The following is a 17,768-nucleotide window of genomic DNA, read 5'->3' as shown; positions in this document are numbered from 1 at the left end:
CCCCTCCTTTGACCTCCCCCACACCCCCGTGCCCTGGCAGGGGCCTCGACCCTCGGCTACGCAAAAAGTCCTACGGCTAAAATTTTGAACTCGTTCTTCGAGCTCAAACAGCAAAATTTTTTAACGCCTTCGAACTTTTTGCTTACTGCCTTATGGCTTCGACTGTTTATTAGCAAAGGCAACTGCCTTACAACTATAACTATAAGCTGGGCACTCTTGCCAAGTTTATTTTTGAAAATTAAATTAAAACTCGAGATCAAACTGGGCATTGTTGCTCAGTTTATTTTATTGTTTTAAATTTTTTCTCTAAGAGATCTTAATTGAAGAAGTGAAAGTTTTCGGTTGCTTGTAACGAAGATTCTCTGTAAAGGTAAAACCAAACTGTAATCTTTTATAACCCCGTAAAGCAAGACAGCCGTTAAAAAATTCAACTGTGAATGAGCGATTGATATTTGCGAAGCAAATTCAGTCGCTCAACCGACGAACCCTAACAACGAAAAGGAGCGAAGCGAACTTTGAGTTGATTAGGTTCGCGCGACGGTCGCGATAAAAAAAATAGAGTTAGTCAAATAACTAACTCCAGTTAATAAAAATTTTTCAGTTTTAAAAGTTTGAGCGACCTAGTTTTGAATTTTAGGCTGGCTGCTGCTCGGGGCTGTTGGCAAAGGCCCCTGCCAGGGCGTGGGGTTCAAAGGGGGTGGTTTAAGGAGGGGGAAAAGGGGCCTCGCAATGCCCCTTAACCCCCTCCTTATAAGTGCTAAAGCCGCAGGCTTTAAATAAGAAATAAAAAAATATTTTTTAAGAAAAAACTTTTTAAATTTGTTCTTAAAGCGAAGCTTTAGCCCCTCACTAACAAATGACCTCCCACGAGCGCAACTTTAAAGTTTTTATAAAAATCTTTTTCGAAAAAGATTTGCCAGTCCCTTATTTCTGGATCCTTCACGATTATATTTTCATAAATCGCCCTAATGTTTTCCATCTTTAGTCCAAAGGCAATGGCAAGGAGAAAGTCTTCTTCTTCATCTCCCAAGCCCTTCAATAGTTCTTCTTCTACTTTTTCTAGTTCTCTATATTTTTTGTTGCCAAGCTCTGTCATCTTGGAGAAGGTCGTTATGAGCCTAGCGTAAAAGACTAGAGCCAAGACTATGCTTATTATGCCAAAGAATTTTTCGTTGTAGACTGTGACTATGCCCACGAAAAACAAGAGGGAAAAGACTACAAAGGATAATAAAATTTTGAGGGTCTTTTTTTCTCTAGTAAAAAGTTTTTTTGCCACCATTTCTTCTTCCAAGTAATATATAAAGTCGTTGAATTTTTTGTTGTAGTTGTCGGGTTCTCGCCTTCTCATTTTATCCAAAGTGCGAGTTGAAATTTCTCCATCGCCAAAGGAAAAGAGGGTGTCAAAAAGTTTTTTCTCTCCATCATCGAGTCCTTCTGCCCTTAAATTTTTAAGCTTGAAGGAAATTTTTTCTTCGCCAGATTTTGTAGTGTAAAAATTTTTTTCAATTTCTACATGGCCCTCGCCAATAACTTTTACTATCATGGCTATTATGGTGTTGTAGATAAAGTTTGGTCCCTTGTAGAGGTAACCCTTCTCGTAATATTTTAGGTCTAGATCTCTATATTTTGCTGGGCCTTCTTTTTTCTTGGCTAAAAGATATGCCATGAAGAGGGACAAGAGAATGAGCAAGATATTTATTGTCAAAAAGTATGTGCTTGATAAGTTCATTTTTAATTCCATTTAATCACCTCTTTCTATTATATACAAAAAAATTTTTTTGGGTATAATATTTATATTGGAGGGATTGAATGTACGATATTATTATAATTGGTGGAGGTCCTGCTGGTTTATCTGCAGGTCTTTATGCGGCTAGAAGTAAAAAGAAAACTTTAATTATAGAAAAGGGAATCGAAGGCGGACAAATCGCTGAGACTACTAATGTTGAAAATTATCCTGGGATTGATGCTATTGATGGTGTTGAACTAGGAAAGAGAATGGCTGGCCAAGCGAAAAAGTTTGGGGCAGAAATTGTCATGGACGAAGTGGAAGACATTGAACTTGAAGGCAAGGTCAAAAGGATCAAGGGTCATGTGGATTCTTACGAAGCCAAGGCAGTCATCATTGCCACTGGTGCTTCTCCAAGAGAAATTGGTGCGCCTGGTGAAAAAGAATACAAGGGTCGTGGCGTAAGCTACTGCTCAACTTGTGACGCTGCCTTCTACGAAGATGAAACTGTTTATGTTGTGGGCGGCGGCGACTCTGCTGTTCAAGAGGCAATTTTCATCACAAATTTTGCCAAGAAAGTTTACATCATTCACAGAAGGGACGAGCTTAGGGCTTCAAAGGTCCTTCAAGAAAAGGCCTTTAATAACGACAAAATTGATTTTATTTGGAACACTACTGTAAAGGAAATAAGGGGCGACAAGATTGTCAACGAAATGATTTTAAAGGACACTAAGACTGGCGAGGAAAGGTCAATCAAGGCTGACGATCCTTTCGGCATCTTTGTCTTTATCGGCTATGTTCCTAAGACAGAAATGTTTAAGGGCAAGGTAGACTTAACTGATGATGGCTACATCAAGACTGACGAAGAGATGAGGACAAATGTGCCAGGAGTTTTTGCAGCTGGAGATATAAGAAAGAAGACTGTTCGCCAAGTTGTCAACGCAGCTGGTGACGGTGCTGTTGCTGCCATGAATGCGCAAAAATATATTGACGAAGAAGAAGGAAATCTTTACGAAGGTTTCAAGGAAAATAAATAAAATTTTGCAAAAAGAAAAACATTGATTGAAGGTAAAATTTCAAACAATGTTTTTTTATTGCCTAAATTTCCCTTGTCCAATCTGCCTTTAGAGTGTAGGCAACCATGAGGACTGCGCCCAGAGTCCAGGAGATGGGATAGAGAAGGTAGACATTTTCTATTGCCATGTAATGTGGAATTACAAATTTTGCGGCAAGAATCCTAAAGAGGCAAAGGGACAAGAGCATTATTATCATTGGTGGCACTGTCCTTCCAGTGCCCCTCACTGTGGCTGCCAGGGAGTGGAGGATGGCAAGAAGAAAGTAGAAGGGACAGAAAAATTTTGTGGCGAGAACTCCTGCTGCAATTACATCAGGCTCCTGAGTGAAGAGGGCAATGACCCTTGGTGCAAACTTGTAAAGCATGGTGCCAGAAATTATTGTGTAGATGATAGTCATAAGAAGGGTAGTCCACATTCCTTTCTTCACCCTGTCAATTTTGCCTGCCCCGTAGTTTTGCCCAGCAAAGGTTGTTATGGCAAGGCTGAGACTTAGGACGGGCAAGATGTTAAAGCCGTCGATCTTTACAAAGGCGCCGAAGCCTGCCATGGGCATGGGCCCAAAGGCATTGACGCTAGACTGCATTATTACATTGGATAAAGATATTACTGCCCCTTGAATTGCTGTTGGTATGCCAACTTTTATTATGCGGAGTGCCATGTCCCTGTGGATTTTTATCTTCTTCAAGCGAACTTTATAGATTTCAGGAACTCTTAGCAAAAACAAAAGTGCCAGTAGGGCAGAAATAAATTGGCTGATGTTTGTGGCAATGGCTGCACCTTTTACGCCCATGGCAAAATTTTTGATGAATAAAAAATCTAGGACTACATTGGTAGCTGATGCTATAAAAAGGTATAAGAGGGAGCGCTTTGAATTTCCTACAGCATTTAAGATGCCTGCCTCCATGTTGTAGATGACATTAAAGACAAGACCCAGAGAAAAAACTCTTAGATATTCGATAGACTCGGGCATGACTTCACTTGGGGTCTGCATCTTTTCCAAAAACCAGGGGGCAAAGATGTAGCCCAAGATGGAAATGGAGATGCCAAGGACTAGGGCAAGAGCCAGGGAAGTGTGGATGGAGACCCTCACATCCTTTCTTGCATTAGAGCCAAGGGACTGGGCAAGAATTATGCCAGAGCCAACAGCTATGCCCTGGGCAAAGGATATGAGTAGGTTTATTAGAGCTGTGCTTGACCCAACGGCTGCCAAGGCATTACTTCCCACGAAGTTTCCAACTATCATGGAGTCGATGGTGTTGTAGGTCTGTTGAAGAAGGTTGCCAAGGATTAGAGGTATGGAGAAGATGAGAATTGTCTTCCAAATGCTTCCTTCAGTCATTAAATTTTTTTCAATATTTGTAATTTCTTTATCTTTCACTTTTATCATTCCATTAATTTAAATTCATCTTGTAAAAATTTCTCTTGTGAATAAATAATATTGTACTTGAAAAGAAAAAATTTTTCAAAGTTAGGACTTATTATTTAGAATTTGCTGAGTAAAAATTTATTAATGTCTTTTAAGAAATAGTCAAAAAGAAATATAATTTATTTTACATTATATAAACTTATTTTTTATATTTGAATGATAGAATTCCCCTTAGTAGGAAAGTAACTTAGGTAAAATTCACATTTATTAGGAGGTTTTTAATGGAAGAAAATTTTAAGAGAATTTCCAGAATTTTTATCATTCTACTTCTAGTGTTTTGTCTACCTTTTAAGGTATTTGCAGCAGATGAAGTTGAAGGCAAAAATACAAGCGGAAATTCTACAGAAATTTCATCAACATAAGATGAAAGAACAAGAGATGTTAGCAAGGAGAAGAGTAATTATTCAAGTGAAAAAAGTTCAGAAAATAAAGTTGCTAGTGAAGACACAAAAGAAAAGTCTTCAAAAGATTCTCTTGCTAATAATGAAGTTGTAGCTAGTGAAAATAATTCAGCTACTGCAAAGCTTGCTGATGATAATAAAAATTTATCCGAAGAGGAAGATAAACTTGCTACAGAAAATTCAGCTGGTGATAAAAATGAAAAAGCTGAAGAAAATAGTGAAGTATCTGACGACAAAAATGCAGGATCTGATAAGAAGGAGAATTCTAAAGATTCAACTGCTGAAGATTCAACAACAATAGAAGAAAAAGAAAAGGCTTCTGATAGGACAGAAGACAATAATAAAACAGAAGATGAAAATAAATCTGGAGAAAGCGATAAATCTGATGACCAAAACAAATCTGATGATAAAAAAGAATTAGAAGATACAAAAAAATCAGATGATGAAAAAAATTCGCCAGAGGATACTTCTAATCCAGAAGAAACAAAAAATTCAGAAGAAAAGACAGAAGAAAATAAAGATAATACTGAAAAAAAGACAGAAGAAAATAAAAAAATATTGAAGAAAATAAAGATAATAAAAAAGAAGAATCAGAAAACAAGTTTGACATTTCTATAATTTCAGATACTCATATTCTTCCTGAAGATATGATTGGCGAAAATGAAGATTACGAAGTTGCAAAAAATTCTGACAGAAAACTTTTTACAGAATCTATTGGACTTCTAAAGGCAGCTTTAAAAAAGATAGATGAAAAGGGATCAAAATACATCTTTGTGCCTGGCGATTTGACTAAGGACGGAGAATATGAAGCTCACAAAGAATTCGTGAAAATTCTAAGTGAATGGAAAAATGCTAAACCAGGCAGAGAAGTATTTATAGTTCCAGGAAACCACGACATAAATAATAAACACGCCTATGACTTTAGTGGTAGTGAAAAGAAAGAAGCTAAAAGGACAGATCCAGATGATTTTATGGAAATTTATAAGGATTTTGTCTATGCAAATGAAAATCTAATTGATAAGTACAAAGACTCTTCTTTATATAAAGAATATTTAGAAGAAGTAAATAAAAAATACAATCGTAATTTAAGTTATGCACAAGGCTATGAATCTTACGTAGTAAGGGTTAAAAATGAAAAAGGTGAAGACAAAAATGGTCTTACTTTAATTGGTCTTGACACAACTATTCACTCAGCTGAATCAACTAAGGATCATTCTGAAATTCAAGAAACAGAGGGAAGAGTTACATTGCCACTAATTAAATGGCTTGTAAGTAAAGTTGATGAAGCAAATTCTAGAAATGATGTAGTTACAGTTATGAGTCATCATGCTTTTTTACCTCACTTTGACAAGCAAGAAAAACTATTGAGTCCTTATATAATTAAGGAATGGGACACGAGATTTGAAGACAGTGATGAAAGAATAAATGGAAAGACTCCATCAGAAATTTTAGCAAACCTAGGTGTTAGGTTCTTATTTACAGGACACCTTCACGCACAAGATGTTGCAAAATATGATGACGGAAAGGGAAATGTGTTCTACGACATCCAAACAGGTTCTCTCGTAACATATCCACTTCCAGTTAGACATATTACAATTGAAAATAATATTTCAAAGGGACAAGACTACACAATTGATATGAAGACAGACTTAATCGACTCCTTCACATACACTGACCCAGCTACAGGAGAAAAAATCACAGTTGATGATGCTATGAAATATGCAAGCAAAAATCAATTGACACCAGAACTTGTTGCAGGTCTTGTAAATTATTATCTGGATTCAAAAAACATTACAAAAATTGAAAGCAAGAAAATGATTTTTGATCTTTTAAAGAAAAATGGCATAGAAGTTTCTGAAAATGCTTATGGAGAAAAAATAATTAAGATCCTTGGCGATAAATTTTTAACTGAATCTAAAAAAATTAATGCAGGAGTAGCAGAAGTTGAAATTTCTGTTAAAGAAATAGAAAACACAGAACTATATGGAAAGGGAAATAAAATTGCCATTGATACTAAAGTCTTTGGAATTCCTACAAAATTATTAATTAGAGGAGAAAAATTAGAAGACGCAATAGACAATATATTAAATCAAGTAGATACTAAGGTAGTTACAAGAGAAAATTTATATAATTGGTCAAAAAAACTTGTTGCAAAGATGATGGATTATCCAATCTACACAAGTGAAGACGGAACAGTTGTAAAAACTCTTTCTGATATAGCTAATGATTCTTACAAAGCTTATTTAAAGGGCGATGAAGTTCAACCAGCATATATTAAAGCTACTGTAGCAAAATATTCTGACCCAAATAATGATTTAGTAAGAGATCTACTAGAATATGCAAGTGGAGATATTGAAGATGTCTTAATGGATGCAGCTTCAAAAATTGAATACAAAAAAGAAGGCTTAAGTGGTGCAGGAAATGATAGCTTTAAATTTATTAACAATTTAATTGAAGGTGAAAAAAATCCAGATGATGGACAAATGATAAAAGCCTTCCTTGCTCAAATGATTGGAAAGAATGTTGCTGAAACCTTAAAGAACTCAACTATCCAAGGCATGCTTGCTAAACAAGTTTATGGAAAGGAAACTGATAAGAAGAAAGTAGAAGCAAAAGACCTTGTGAATATGGTCTATGGAATGGGCCCTGTAGAGAATCTTTTATCAAAACTTGCTAATTCTTTTGGCGCAAAAAACATTACAGAACTTGCTGTGGGAACAGTTGACGGAATGACTAATGAAAACAATGGAAAATATAAGTATTATTTCCAACCTGATAACACTTATAAATTTGAAGTGACTGTAAATACAGAAGGTCCTGGCAATATAAATTTAAGTCAAGATAAAAACTTGGATTTAAGTAAAGATATTTCTGATGAATACAAGCTAAAGGATACAAAAGTTTTTGTGAATGGCGAAGAAAGACAAATTGACAAGGATAATCTTGAAGAAGCAATTAAAAAGCTTGAAAAAGATTTGAAGAATAATGATGAAGTTTCTCTTGTCATGACTCTTACAAACAAATTTGGCAATGTATTTGAATTAGAAAGTAAAATCACATACAGCAAAGAAGAGCCAAAAGATAATGAGGATCCAAAGGATAATGAAGAGCCAAAAGACAATGAAGAGCCAAAGGATAATGAAGATCCAAAGGATAATGAAGATCCAAAGAACAATGAAGATCCAAAGGATAATGACAATGGAGAAGAAAAGCCAGAAGTTGAAATTGATTCAGATGACTTCACAATAATAAATCGTGATAGAGACAAGGAATCTAATGTAATTTTATTAAATCCAATAGTAACACTAGATGGAAAAAACATTCAATCAAAGAATGAAATTACCTTGACTTTCAAAAACTTCAAAGGATATACAGTATACTTTATCTATCTTGATGGACAAACTCTAATTGGCAAAATAACAACAGATGCATCAGGTTTTTCAAAAGTTGATTTAAAAATTCCAGAAGGAATAAAAGAAGGAAGCCATTTAATTACAATTAAAGATGAAAATGGAAACACAGTTTATTCAAAATATATGACTCTTGCAGAATTAAAGGCAGCATAATAATTAAAGAGTTACAAAAAAAAGAACCATGAGCTTTAGATAGCTTGTGGTTCTTTTTTGGATGTTTATCTTTAAAATCTTATTTTACAGGAACTACTTTTAAGTCCTTTGATACATGGTTTAATACTTCTGGACCATCTTCTGTTATTAGGGCAAGGTCTTCGATGCGGACGCCAATGCCTTCATCTAAGAGATAAATGCCTGGCTCAACGGAAAAGATTTGTCCAACTTCTATGATGCTGTCATTTACTGATGATACATCGCCTGCTTCGTGTGTTTCAAGTCCAATGGAGTGGCCCGTTCTGTGAGTGAAGTATTTGCCGTAGCCCTTTTCTTCAATGTAGGACCTTGCAGCCTTATCTACATCGGACATCTTGTTGCCAGGCCTTGCTGCTTTTATGCCGCGAAGGTTGGCTTCCTTTACGATTTCATAAATTTCACGAGCCCTGTCACTTACTTCGCCAATGAAAACTGTGCGAGTCATGTCTGATGCGTAATTTTTATACATTCCGCCAATGTCAAGGACTACGCAGTCGCCAAGCTTTCCACAAGTATCGTCTGTGGAGTGGTGAGGGTCAGCAGCTGATCTTCCGTAGGCTGTAATTGGTTCAAAGGAAACTTCTTCCACGCCATGAGCCTTGTAGATTTCTTTTAGCTTGGCGCTTAGTTCTTTTTCATTTAGTCCCTTAACAACCCAAGGGATGAGTTCTTCCATGACCTTGTCGTTTATGGCAGAAGATTCACGCATAAGCTGTTTTTCTTCTTCGTCCTTAACTCGTCTTACTGCGTCAACTATATCTGAGCCGTTAATGTATTTTTTGTCAGGGAAAATTTCTTGAAGGCGAAGCAAAAATTTTGCAGACCAAAATTTGTCAATGCCAATGACTTCATCTTCCTTGATGTATTTTGACAACTTTTCAATGCCATCTTCCACATCGTTGTACCAAATTAGGTCGGCGCCAATATCACCATCTTGGGGGAAGAGTTCGTTTATCAAAAGTTTTAGGTCGCCATCCTTGTGAAGGTAAAGGGCAAGGGCTCTTTCGCCTGGCTCAATTTTTCTATCAAGTAGATAAAAAATTGCATAGGGATCGCTTATGATCATGTGAGCCAAATTATTTTCTTCCATTTTTTTTATTAGTCTATCAATTCTATTTTTGTGCATAATATCCTCCATTCTTTTTTAAAATATATCACAAAATGCTTATAATATCCATGGACTAGGACCAGGAATAAAAATTTTCAAAAAAAAATCTGCGGTTTCCCACAGATTATTTTGCTTCCAATGATTTAATTATATTTGCCACCTTTGATGGCATGAGTATTTCGTGACTTCCTGGAGCAAATTTTGTAACTCCAAGATTATTGCAAGTAGCTATAAAGTCATCAGGCGATTTGATTACGCCAAGTTCCATTAGGGTATTTGCAAGGTCAGCTGGACTTGCGCCTTCAGCAATGTTTACCTTGTAAGATTGAAGACTTGTGTTTGAAAGTATGGCTAGGACTTCACGCACAGTTAGCTCTTTGCTAAGGTCGTAAGTGCCAGGTACAATTTTATCTCCAATTTGCATATCGTCAATTAGTGCCTTGTAGGCATTTAAATCTTTTATTAGCCCATTTTCCATTAAAATTTTGCCAAGTCCGTCGGCATTTGTGCCTTCAGGAATAGTTATTTTACTTGTAGCCATATTTTCTGCTGTCTCTTCTTTTTCTTCTTCATTGTCAATTACCACAATTGGCTTTACATATTCTTCTTCTCTAAGACCAGTAGCAACTAAAATTTCGTTGGTAGTCTTAGAAAGCTCGTCGCCTATACCAATACTTACATTGCGGTGAGAAATTGAATTGACATAAAGGCAGTCCATTCTCCACTTGATTACGAAAACCAAGAAGAGGAAAAATAATATTGACAAGAAAACTTGCAAAAATTTAATAAAAAAGAGTTTGCCTCTGTTAATATTTTTCAAAATAAACCTCTTTTCAACTTGTTTTGATATAATTATATCAGTAAAGTTAAAAAATGAAAAGTTTGGAGATCTTATGCGAGAAATTATTGTAAATAAAAATGACCAGGGTAGAAGGCTGGACAGGTTCTTAAAAATTTATTTTGAGAAGGCGCCACTTTCCTTCATATATAAAAATTTGAGAAAGAAAAATATTGTCCTAAATGGCAAAAAGGCAAAGCCTGAAGATATTTTGTCGGAGGGCGATGAAATTAAATTATTTTTGTCAGAGGAAACAATAAATAAATTTAAAAAAGATATTAAGAAGTCAAAAAATTCTAAGCTGCCAGATATTTTGTACGAAGACCAGGATATTATTTTGGTAAAAAAACCCGTTAACATGCTCACTCACAACGACAGCAAGGCTTACCAGGATAATGCCCTAGATAGGATGGTGGACTATTTAATAGCCAAGGGGGACTACAGTCCAAGGCTGGAAAAATCCTTTAGACCTGCCTTTGTCAATAGGCTTGACAGAAACACTTCTGGGATTTTAATTGGGGCAAAAAATTTAAAGACACTGCAAATTTTAAATGAAGCCATAAAAAATCACCAGATTAAAAAATATTATGTAACTCTTGTTTCTGGCAGTGTGAAAAAAGATTTTGATGTGGACATAAATTTAGTGAAAACTGCAAATAATGTCATGAAAAAATCAAAGGAAGATGAGGGCAAGAGGTCTATCACAAAATTTCACCTCCTAAAAAATAAGGGAGACTACTCCCTACTTGCTGTGGACTTAATAACGGGAAGGACCCACCAAATTAGGGCCTCCCTAAAGGAAAAAAATCTCTTCATCATTGGCGACAGAAAGTATGGTCATGAAGGGGTCAATAAAATTTTTAGGGACAAGGGACTGGACAGTCAATTCCTCCACAATTATTCTATAGTTTTTGAGTGTGATGGGCTTGAAAATGTCAAGGGCAAAAAATTTATTTATCTGCCAGGAGAAAAGATGACAAATATTGCTGAAGAAATTTTTGGCGTAAATTTAGGTGATTTGTTAAATGAAAAAAATAATTTTTAGAAACCCAAGGGAAAAATTAAATTTTGAAAATTTAAAGGGCGAGAAGACTCTTGTCATCTTGCCCTCTCAGTCTGCCATAAATTTTTACATAAGGGACATGCTGAGAAGGGGCACTGACATAACAAAGACAGACTTCGAAACTTTTGACGGCATTGGCAAAAAGAATAGGAGAAAGAGGCCTGATTCCGTTTTAAAATACATCATCCTCTCAAAAATTTTAAAAGAAAATTTTGGGGACATGGAAATTTTTCCAGAGACTGTGGATATTATTTTAGATTTTTTTGACGACATCTGCGAAAATAATTTGTCTTGTGAGGATATTTTAGAGATTGACGGAGAAATTTTTAAGGGACTTTCTAAAGTTTTTGAGCTTTATAAGGCATATTTTGAGGAAAGGGGCTACGACCTTTATGGAAGGCTAAAGGATTCTTCTCTGGAAAAGAGTCCCTACGACAGCATAATTATCTCTGGATTTTTGGAATTTAGAAAAAATGAAGAGGAAATTATAAAAAAACTTGCTAACTTGCCAGACAAAAATATTTACCTTGACCTGCCCTTTAATTTTATAAAATCTGATTTGATTTCATCCACTATAAGGAGCCTAGAGGACCTTGGTTTTGTCTTGGAAGAGGCAGAATTTTTGGACTACAAAGAAGACTTGAGGGGCAAGAATATAAAAATTATTTCATCAGATAAGGATTTTTACAATTTATTTTTTTCTCAGCTAAAGCTCTTGTTAAGGGACAAGGAGGTCCAGGACCTTGGCATCTTAAGTGGGTCAAAAAGTCTTGCTGAAAAGATAAAATCCAGGGAAGGCTTTGAAGGCCTTGAATTTAATGTAAAAAGTAGTGAAAAATCCCTTCTCGAAAGTGAATTTTTGGTCCTCATGGACTATTTTTTAAATAAAAACAAGGAAAACACCCTAAAAAGAGTGAGACTTATGTATTTTCCTCTGGATGTAGATGAAATTTCACTGGAAAAGGCACTGATGACCTATGATTTTAAGAATTTATCTGACATAGACTTTTCAAAAGTAAAAAACCTTGAAGTAAATACAGATTCTCCAGAGAATTTTTTTGCTGGCGTGGACTTTTTGCAAAAAGAAAAAATAGATGACCTTGGGACTTTAGATTATTACATGGAATTTTTTGAAAATTATTTAGAGGGTGGCCGAGAAAAAATAAGGGAAGAGGTAGAAAAAAATCCAGAGACTTTGGCACTTCGGGACTTGAGATTTCTCGACAAAATGGAAGAAAATTTTTCGAAGATGAAAAATCTCTCCTCACTTTACAAGGAGATTTCACTTTTTGATTTTGTATTAATCACGAAAAAATACCTTGAAAAGTCAAAGCTTGATGAAGTTCAAAACCTAGAGGCAATAGAAATTGCAAATTATTCTTCAAACTATTATAGGGACTTTAAAAATTTAATTTTAATTGGCTTTGACAAAAATTTTGAGAGAAAAAATAAGAACAACTTCCTTTACAATAGGGAAACAGAAAAGGACATGGAGAGGATTGGACTCATAAGGGAGGATTTCCAGAGGGATTACATCTATTTAATCTACGATTTGCTTTCATCAGAGGAAATTTTTATTTTAATTGAGGACAAGGACAAGGGACTTTCAAAACTTTTAAACACCTTGATTTACGACTTGGACTTAAAAATTCAAGATCAGGAGAAAATTTATGCCACATCAAAACTTGACCTGGACTATGAAAGTCAAGAACTAGACTACAAGGTTTCTGCCACTGAATTAAGTGGAATCAACAAAAAAATTAAGGAGAGAAATTATTCTGTCACAGATTTTGACATTTTAAAGGACTGCCCAAGGAGATTTCTCTTTGAGAGAGTTTACAAAATTGAAAGATTGGAAAAGGAATATGAGGAAAAATATTATTTAAGTGAAGGGGACAAGTTCCACCACATTTTGGAGAAATATTTTAAGAGGGAAAGAGATTTAAATGTTGAAGTTCTCAAAGAATTGATTCTAGAGGAAGAAAATTTGGGGGACTTTAAGGATCTGTCCTTCCTTGAAAAAATTTCCGTCATAAATTCCTTTAACATCTTAAAGAATTACCTTGAGAAGGACTTGGAAGAGCAAAAAAAATATGGCTTTGTGCCAAAATACTTTGAAGAGGGTTTTGTAACAGATGTCAGCGGACTAAGGGTAAAGGGCAGAATTGACAGGATTGATGCCCTGGGAGACCAGGAAATTTTAATTGACTACAAGAGGTCCAAGGGCAGGACGAAACAGGAAATTCTAGATTTAAAATCTTTTCAAATGCCACTTTATGCTATAGCGAGAAAAAATCTGGGTAAGAAAATAGCAAGTGCCACTTATGGTTCTGTGAAGAGGGCAGAGATTTCCACTGTCATAAAAAATTCTGACCTCTTGCCAAAAGACGACAAGAAGAGAAATTATTTTACAGAGGAAGACTTGACCGCCCTATTAGAAAATGTGGAAAAGAAAATAGTTAGGATGACTAATAGTATAAGAGCAGGGGACTACACTTCCACTAGCACTTGCGACAATTGCGACTACAGGGAAATTTGCGAGAACAAGGAGATTTAAATGGATAAAAGAGAACTTAGAAAAAAATATACAAAAGTTAGAGCAAATATTGAAAATAGAGATGAAAAAAATAAAAAAATAAGAGAAAATCTTAAAAATTTAGAAATTTATAAGAAGGCAAAGTCAGTTTTTGTTTTTATTTCCTATAAAAGTGAAGTTGATACCAAAAAAATCATTGAGGACATAATTAAGGATGGCAAAAAACTTTTGGTGCCACTGGTAAAGGGCAAGGACATGATTGCCGTTGAAGTAAGGGGAATAGAAGACTTAGAGCCAAATAAAATGGGCATCCTTGAACCAAAGTCTGGCGAAGAAGTCCTTGATGTGGACCTAACTATTACGCCAGGCCTTGCCTTTGACAGTGAGGGTTACAGACTTGGCTACGGAGGAGGCTACTATGACAAATTTTTTGCCAAAGTTGACACTATAAGAATGGGCATTGGCTATTCTGATCAAATTGTGGAAGAAGTCCCTCATGAAGATTACGACAAAAAGTTATCTTATCTTTTGACAGATAAGGGTTTAATCGAGTTTGGTGCTAAATGAAAAGACACTACCCAAAGATAGAAGCTAAGACCTGGCGATGGATCCTCGCCCTTGTCCTAGCCATTGGATCCTTTTATGGAGTTAGCTTTTTATTTTACGCACTAAAGGTAAAAAATGAAATTATCTACGCCCTTGCCATAAGTATTTTATGTCTACTTTCACTTTTAGTGGTGGACAAAAAATTCATCAAAAAAATATTTTTGCCCATAAAGATGAAGGACCTGCTCTATATAATTATTGGGCTTGGTTTTTCTATAGTGGCAGTTATTATTTCAGCTATTGCAGTGGAAAGACTGGGCATAAAGGGTGCTACCAATCCAATATTTGATGTGCTTACGCCAGATAATTTCAAGAGCTTTTTTGTCTCAACCACAATTCAATTTATTGCAGAAGAAATTATTTTTATTATTCCATTTTTGTTTGTCATAAATAAAATGAAGACGGAAAATAATATCTTAAAGACAATTTTTGCCCTTCTTCTTTCCTCTGTAATCTTTGGGGCAATGCACCTTTCCACCTATGACTTTAACCTCCTGCAAGCAGTCCTAATCATTTCAATAATAAGGACGGGCCTATCCCTATCCTATGTCCTTTCGAAAAATTTAAGCGTCACTTATATCATTCACATAATTTACGATTGGAGCTTAATTATAATTTACCTTGCGGCAAGACAAATGATACAATAAATAAAACCACGAGTTTTGATTTACAAAGCCCGTGGTTTTTGTCTGTTAATTAAAAATTAAATCCCTTAAAGATTAAACTGAAAGTTCTCTAAAGCCATTGCCCAAAATTTCTGAAGTGTCAGATACAGCTACAAAGGCATCGGGGTCGATCTCCTTTATAATTTGTCTAATCTTAACAAGTTGCTTGGAAGAGCAGACTACATAGAGGATGTAGACATCCTTCTTTTTGTAAGAAGTGACTCCCTTTATGTAGGTTGCACCTCTGTGGACTTCCTTGTAAATTTCTCTTGCAATCTCTTCGTTTTTTTCAGAAATGGCGAGGACTTGCTTTTGTTTTCCAACGCCAAGTTGAATTTTATCTACAACATTGTAGTTTATAAACATCAAGATTAAAGTAAAGAGGACCTTGTCTATGGAAAAGAAATAGCCAAGGGAACTTACGATTATAAAGTTGATGCCCATGAGGACACTTCCTATAGTGATGTTAAATTTCTTTTTTAAAATTGCCGCAACTATGTCAAGACCTCCCGTTGATGTTCCATTACGAAAGGCGATGCCCATACCAAGACCATTTAAGAGGCCGCCAAAGATGCAGGCAAGGATGGGTTCCTTTGTGAGATAAAAACCTGGCAAGATTTTTTGATAAAAGGATGAAAAGACAGATAGGAGCAAAATCGATAGAGTAGAGAAAAATGTAAAATCCCTATCTAAAAAGAAAAAGCTCAAAACAGATGTAGGTATATTTAGTATAAATATTAGGAGGGGAAGACTTATGCCTGTGACATTTGATGTCAAAATGCTTAGGCCAGTCAAGCCACCCGATATCAATAAATTTGGTTTTATTATGTAAACAATGGAAAAGGAAACTATTAAAGTGCAGACAATTACTGACAGAAGTTTTCTTTGAAAGGTCTTTGAAAAAATCCATTTTCTTAAACTCAATGCATTTGAGTTCATAAAATCACCTCATAAGCTATGATACACTAAATGCAGAAGAATTATAAGTGAAAATTAAAATAAAAATCCTAAAAAAAGTTTTATTGTGAGGCAAATTTCTTTTAAAAAATTTACTTGAATTTAATGAAAATGATTACCTAAAAAAGTGCTAAAATAATTGACAGAAATGGAAATAAGAAGTAGCTTGTGGTGATAGAATCAAAAGAAAAAAATTTTACCATTGTTTACGATTTGAATTATTATTTGCGAAAAAAAATTAAAAATTAAAGCTATAAGTACAAATATAAACAATTCGTTAAAGTTAATTCCACAACTTGAACTTAATATTTCTATTTGATATAATTATGACTGTAAGAAATGGTTATCATGAATATACATAAAGGAGAGTGTTTAAAAATGACAGATACTTTAAATCCGTTAGTAGCAGCTCAACAAAAAGTTAAGGCTGCATGTGACAAGCTAGGTTGTGACCCAGCAGTTTATGAACTTCTAAAAGAACCTGAAAGAGTTATTGAAATTTCTATTCCAGTAAAAATGGATGACGGTTCAGTAAAAGTTTTCAAAGGTTGGAGATCAGCTCACTCATCAGCAGTTGGTCCTTCTAAGGGCGGAGTTAGATTCCATCCAAATGTAAACCTTGATGAAGTTAAGGCTCTTTCTCTTTGGATGACTTTCAAAGGTGGAGCACTTGGTCTTCCATATGGTGGAGGAAAAGGTGGTATTTGTGTAGATCCATCTGAACTATCTGATAGAGAATTAGAACAACTTTCAAGAGGTTGGATAAGAGGACTTTACAAATATCTTGGTGAAAGAATTGATATTCCAGCACCAGACGTTAACACTAATGGACAAATCATGGCTTGGTTCCTTGATGAATGGATCAAAGTTAACGGAGACAGACAAGATATCGGAATGTTAACTGGTAAACCAGTTGGACTTGGCGGATCTGAAGGAAGAAACGAAGCAACAGGTTTTGGTGTTGCTGTAGTAACTAGAGAAGCTGCTAAACGTGAAGGAATTGACTTCAAACACGCTAAGATTGCAGTTCAAGGATTCGGTAACGTTGGATCTTTCACAGTTAAAAACATTGAAAGACAAGGCGGAAAAGTTTACGCTCTAGCTGAATGGGACAAAAAAGAAGGAAACTACGCTCTATACAATGAAAATGGACTAGACTTCAAAAAACTTCTTGCTTATAAGAACGAACACCACACACTAATTGGTTACCCAGATGCAAAACAAATTTCTGCAGATGATTTCTGGACAGGCGAATGGGATATCTTAATTCCAGCAGCTCTAGAAAATGTAATCACTGGTGATGTTGCAGCAAAACTTAATGTTAAGTTAGTTTGTGAAGCAGCTAACGGACCTACTACTCCAGAAGGAGACAAGGTTCTTGCTGAAAGAGGAATTAAACTTACTCCAGACATTTTAACTAACTCTGGTGGAGTTCTTGTTTCTTACTACGAATGGGTTCAAAACCAATACGGAATGTACTGGACTGAAGCTGAAGTTGAAGAAAAACAAGAAGCTGACATGATGAAAGCTATCGAAGGCGTATTCGCAGTTTGTGATGAATATGATGTAGTTCCTAGAGAAGGAGTTTACATGTACGCAATCAAATCAATTGATAAAGCTATGAAACTAAGAGGATGGTATTAATCCTAAGGCTTAAATGACAAGCTTAATAAAATGACTAAAAACCGCAGCTTATGTTGCGGTTTTTTTGGGCTCTATAATATCTGTTGGGGAGTAAATCTCTAACAGATATTTTTATAT

At 35.4% G+C, this 17,768-nt stretch carries 14 protein-coding genes; 8 read left to right on the top strand and 6 right to left on the bottom strand.

Going from position 1 to position 17,768, the window contains the following annotated elements:
- Positions 1–838: 838 nt before the first annotated feature.
- On the bottom strand, positions 839–1,741 hold the full coding sequence (locus HGPG_RS08675) for a DUF2207 family protein (protein WP_019125692.1): 903 nt from the start codon (positions 1,739–1,741) through the stop codon (positions 839–841).
- A 68-nt stretch (positions 1,742–1,809) separates the two neighbouring features.
- Between HGPG_RS08675 and trxB the strand changes: the two genes are divergently transcribed.
- Positions 1,810–2,763: a thioredoxin-disulfide reductase gene (trxB, locus tag HGPG_RS08670; RefSeq protein WP_019125691.1), complete on the top strand. Its 954-nt coding sequence runs from the start codon at positions 1,810–1,812 to the stop codon at positions 2,761–2,763.
- A gap of 61 nt (positions 2,764–2,824) precedes the next feature.
- Here the strand turns inward: trxB and HGPG_RS08665 are convergent, their stop codons facing one another.
- Complete coding sequence (locus tag HGPG_RS08665; protein ID WP_019125690.1) at positions 2,825–4,189, bottom strand: MATE family efflux transporter; 1,365 nt, start codon at positions 4,187–4,189, stop codon at positions 2,825–2,827.
- 260 nt (positions 4,190–4,449) lie between these two features.
- Here HGPG_RS08665 and HGPG_RS10275 point away from each other — a divergent pair, with 260 nt between their 5' ends.
- Positions 4,450–4,590 (top strand): hypothetical protein, encoded by a 141-nt coding sequence (locus HGPG_RS10275; RefSeq protein WP_019125689.1) that lies wholly within the window; start codon positions 4,450–4,452, stop codon positions 4,588–4,590.
- Positions 4,591–4,628: 38 nt separating this feature from the next.
- On the opposite strand, the gene HGPG_RS08660 is transcribed toward HGPG_RS10275, so the two are convergent.
- Positions 4,629–5,027 (bottom strand): hypothetical protein, encoded by a 399-nt coding sequence (locus HGPG_RS08660; protein ID WP_019125688.1) that lies wholly within the window; start codon positions 5,025–5,027, stop codon positions 4,629–4,631.
- Positions 5,028–5,186: 159 nt separating this feature from the next.
- Here HGPG_RS08660 and HGPG_RS10005 point away from each other — a divergent pair, with 159 nt between their 5' ends.
- A complete protein-coding gene (locus HGPG_RS10005; RefSeq protein ID WP_315969241.1) occupies positions 5,187–8,195 on the top strand; it encodes a metallophosphoesterase family protein in 3,009 nt (1,002 codons plus the stop codon).
- A 79-nt stretch (positions 8,196–8,274) separates the two neighbouring features.
- On the opposite strand, the gene HGPG_RS08650 is transcribed toward HGPG_RS10005, so the two are convergent.
- Positions 8,275–9,360, bottom strand: a complete 1,086-nt coding sequence (locus HGPG_RS08650; protein ID WP_019125686.1) for a M24 family metallopeptidase — start codon at positions 9,358–9,360, stop codon at positions 8,275–8,277.
- A gap of 106 nt (positions 9,361–9,466) precedes the next feature.
- Positions 9,467–10,162, bottom strand: coding sequence for an endolytic transglycosylase MltG (locus HGPG_RS08645; RefSeq protein ID WP_019125685.1), 696 nt, complete (start codon positions 10,160–10,162; stop codon positions 9,467–9,469).
- Positions 10,163–10,235: 73 nt separating this feature from the next.
- On the opposite strand from HGPG_RS08645, the gene HGPG_RS08640 reads away from it, so the two are divergent.
- The 4 genes from HGPG_RS08640 to HGPG_RS08625 are packed head-to-tail and all read left to right on the top strand — an operon-like array spanning position 10,236 to position 15,032.
- Positions 10,236–11,225 (top strand): RluA family pseudouridine synthase, encoded by a 990-nt coding sequence (locus tag HGPG_RS08640; protein ID WP_019125684.1) that lies wholly within the window; start codon positions 10,236–10,238, stop codon positions 11,223–11,225.
- Complete coding sequence (locus HGPG_RS08635; RefSeq protein WP_019125683.1) at positions 11,206–13,800, top strand: PD-(D/E)XK nuclease family protein; 2,595 nt, start codon at positions 11,206–11,208, stop codon at positions 13,798–13,800. Before HGPG_RS08640 ends, HGPG_RS08635 begins: the two co-directional genes overlap by 20 nt.
- Positions 13,801–14,346, top strand: coding sequence for a 5-formyltetrahydrofolate cyclo-ligase (locus tag HGPG_RS08630; RefSeq protein ID WP_019125682.1), 546 nt, complete (start codon positions 13,801–13,803; stop codon positions 14,344–14,346). It abuts the gene before it with no gap.
- Positions 14,343–15,032 carry a CPBP family intramembrane glutamic endopeptidase gene (locus HGPG_RS08625; RefSeq protein ID WP_019125681.1) on the top strand — a complete coding sequence of 230 codons (690 nt, stop codon included), beginning with the start codon at positions 14,343–14,345 and terminating at the stop codon, positions 15,030–15,032. The genes HGPG_RS08630 and HGPG_RS08625 overlap by 4 nt, the downstream gene beginning before the upstream one ends.
- Before the next feature lie 72 nt (positions 15,033–15,104).
- Here HGPG_RS08625 and HGPG_RS08620 read toward each other — a convergent pair whose 3' ends face one another.
- Positions 15,105–15,989, bottom strand: a complete 885-nt coding sequence (locus tag HGPG_RS08620; RefSeq protein WP_019125680.1) for a YitT family protein — start codon at positions 15,987–15,989, stop codon at positions 15,105–15,107.
- Positions 15,990–16,385: 396 nt separating this feature from the next.
- Between HGPG_RS08620 and HGPG_RS08615 the strand changes: the two genes are divergently transcribed.
- The gene (locus tag HGPG_RS08615; protein ID WP_019125679.1) at positions 16,386–17,651 is read left to right on the top strand and encodes a Glu/Leu/Phe/Val family dehydrogenase; all 1,266 of its coding nucleotides are present in this window, start codon (positions 16,386–16,388) and stop codon (positions 17,649–17,651) included.
- The last annotated feature ends 117 nt before the right edge of the window (positions 17,652–17,768 follow it).

The organism is Peptoniphilus grossensis ph5, from assembly GCF_000311825.1.
GTDB classification, from domain to species: Bacteria; Bacillota; Clostridia; order Tissierellales; family Peptoniphilaceae; genus Peptoniphilus_A; species Peptoniphilus_A hominis.
The sequence above is the reverse complement of the archived record's forward strand: the minus strand, read 5'-3'. Positions and strand labels throughout refer to the sequence as shown.

What these genes read in the sequence shown, in the direction of transcription:
- HGPG_RS08675 (WP_019125692.1), bottom strand. Translation starts at nt 1,741, where the DNA reads ATGGAATTAAAAATGAACTTATCAAGCACATACTTTTTGACAATAAAT.
- trxB (WP_019125691.1), top strand. Translation starts at nt 1,810, where the DNA reads ATGTACGATATTATTATAATTGGTGGAGGTCCTGCTGGTTTATCTGCA.
- HGPG_RS08665 (WP_019125690.1), bottom strand. Translation starts at nt 4,189, where the DNA reads ATGATAAAAGTGAAAGATAAAGAAATTACAAATATTGAAAAAAATTTA.
- HGPG_RS10275 (WP_019125689.1), top strand. Translation starts at nt 4,450, where the DNA reads ATGGAAGAAAATTTTAAGAGAATTTCCAGAATTTTTATCATTCTACTT.
- HGPG_RS08650 (WP_019125686.1), bottom strand. Translation starts at nt 9,360, where the DNA reads ATGCACAAAAATAGAATTGATAGACTAATAAAAAAAATGGAAGAAAAT.
- HGPG_RS08640 (WP_019125684.1), top strand. Translation starts at nt 10,236, where the DNA reads ATGCGAGAAATTATTGTAAATAAAAATGACCAGGGTAGAAGGCTGGAC.
- HGPG_RS08635 (WP_019125683.1), top strand. Translation starts at nt 11,206, where the DNA reads ATGAAAAAAATAATTTTTAGAAACCCAAGGGAAAAATTAAATTTTGAA.
- HGPG_RS08630 (WP_019125682.1), top strand. Translation starts at nt 13,801, where the DNA reads ATGGATAAAAGAGAACTTAGAAAAAAATATACAAAAGTTAGAGCAAAT.
- HGPG_RS08625 (WP_019125681.1), top strand. Translation starts at nt 14,343, where the DNA reads ATGAAAAGACACTACCCAAAGATAGAAGCTAAGACCTGGCGATGGATC.
- HGPG_RS08620 (WP_019125680.1), bottom strand. Translation starts at nt 15,989, where the DNA reads ATGAACTCAAATGCATTGAGTTTAAGAAAATGGATTTTTTCAAAGACC.
- HGPG_RS08615 (WP_019125679.1), top strand. Translation starts at nt 16,386, where the DNA reads ATGACAGATACTTTAAATCCGTTAGTAGCAGCTCAACAAAAAGTTAAG.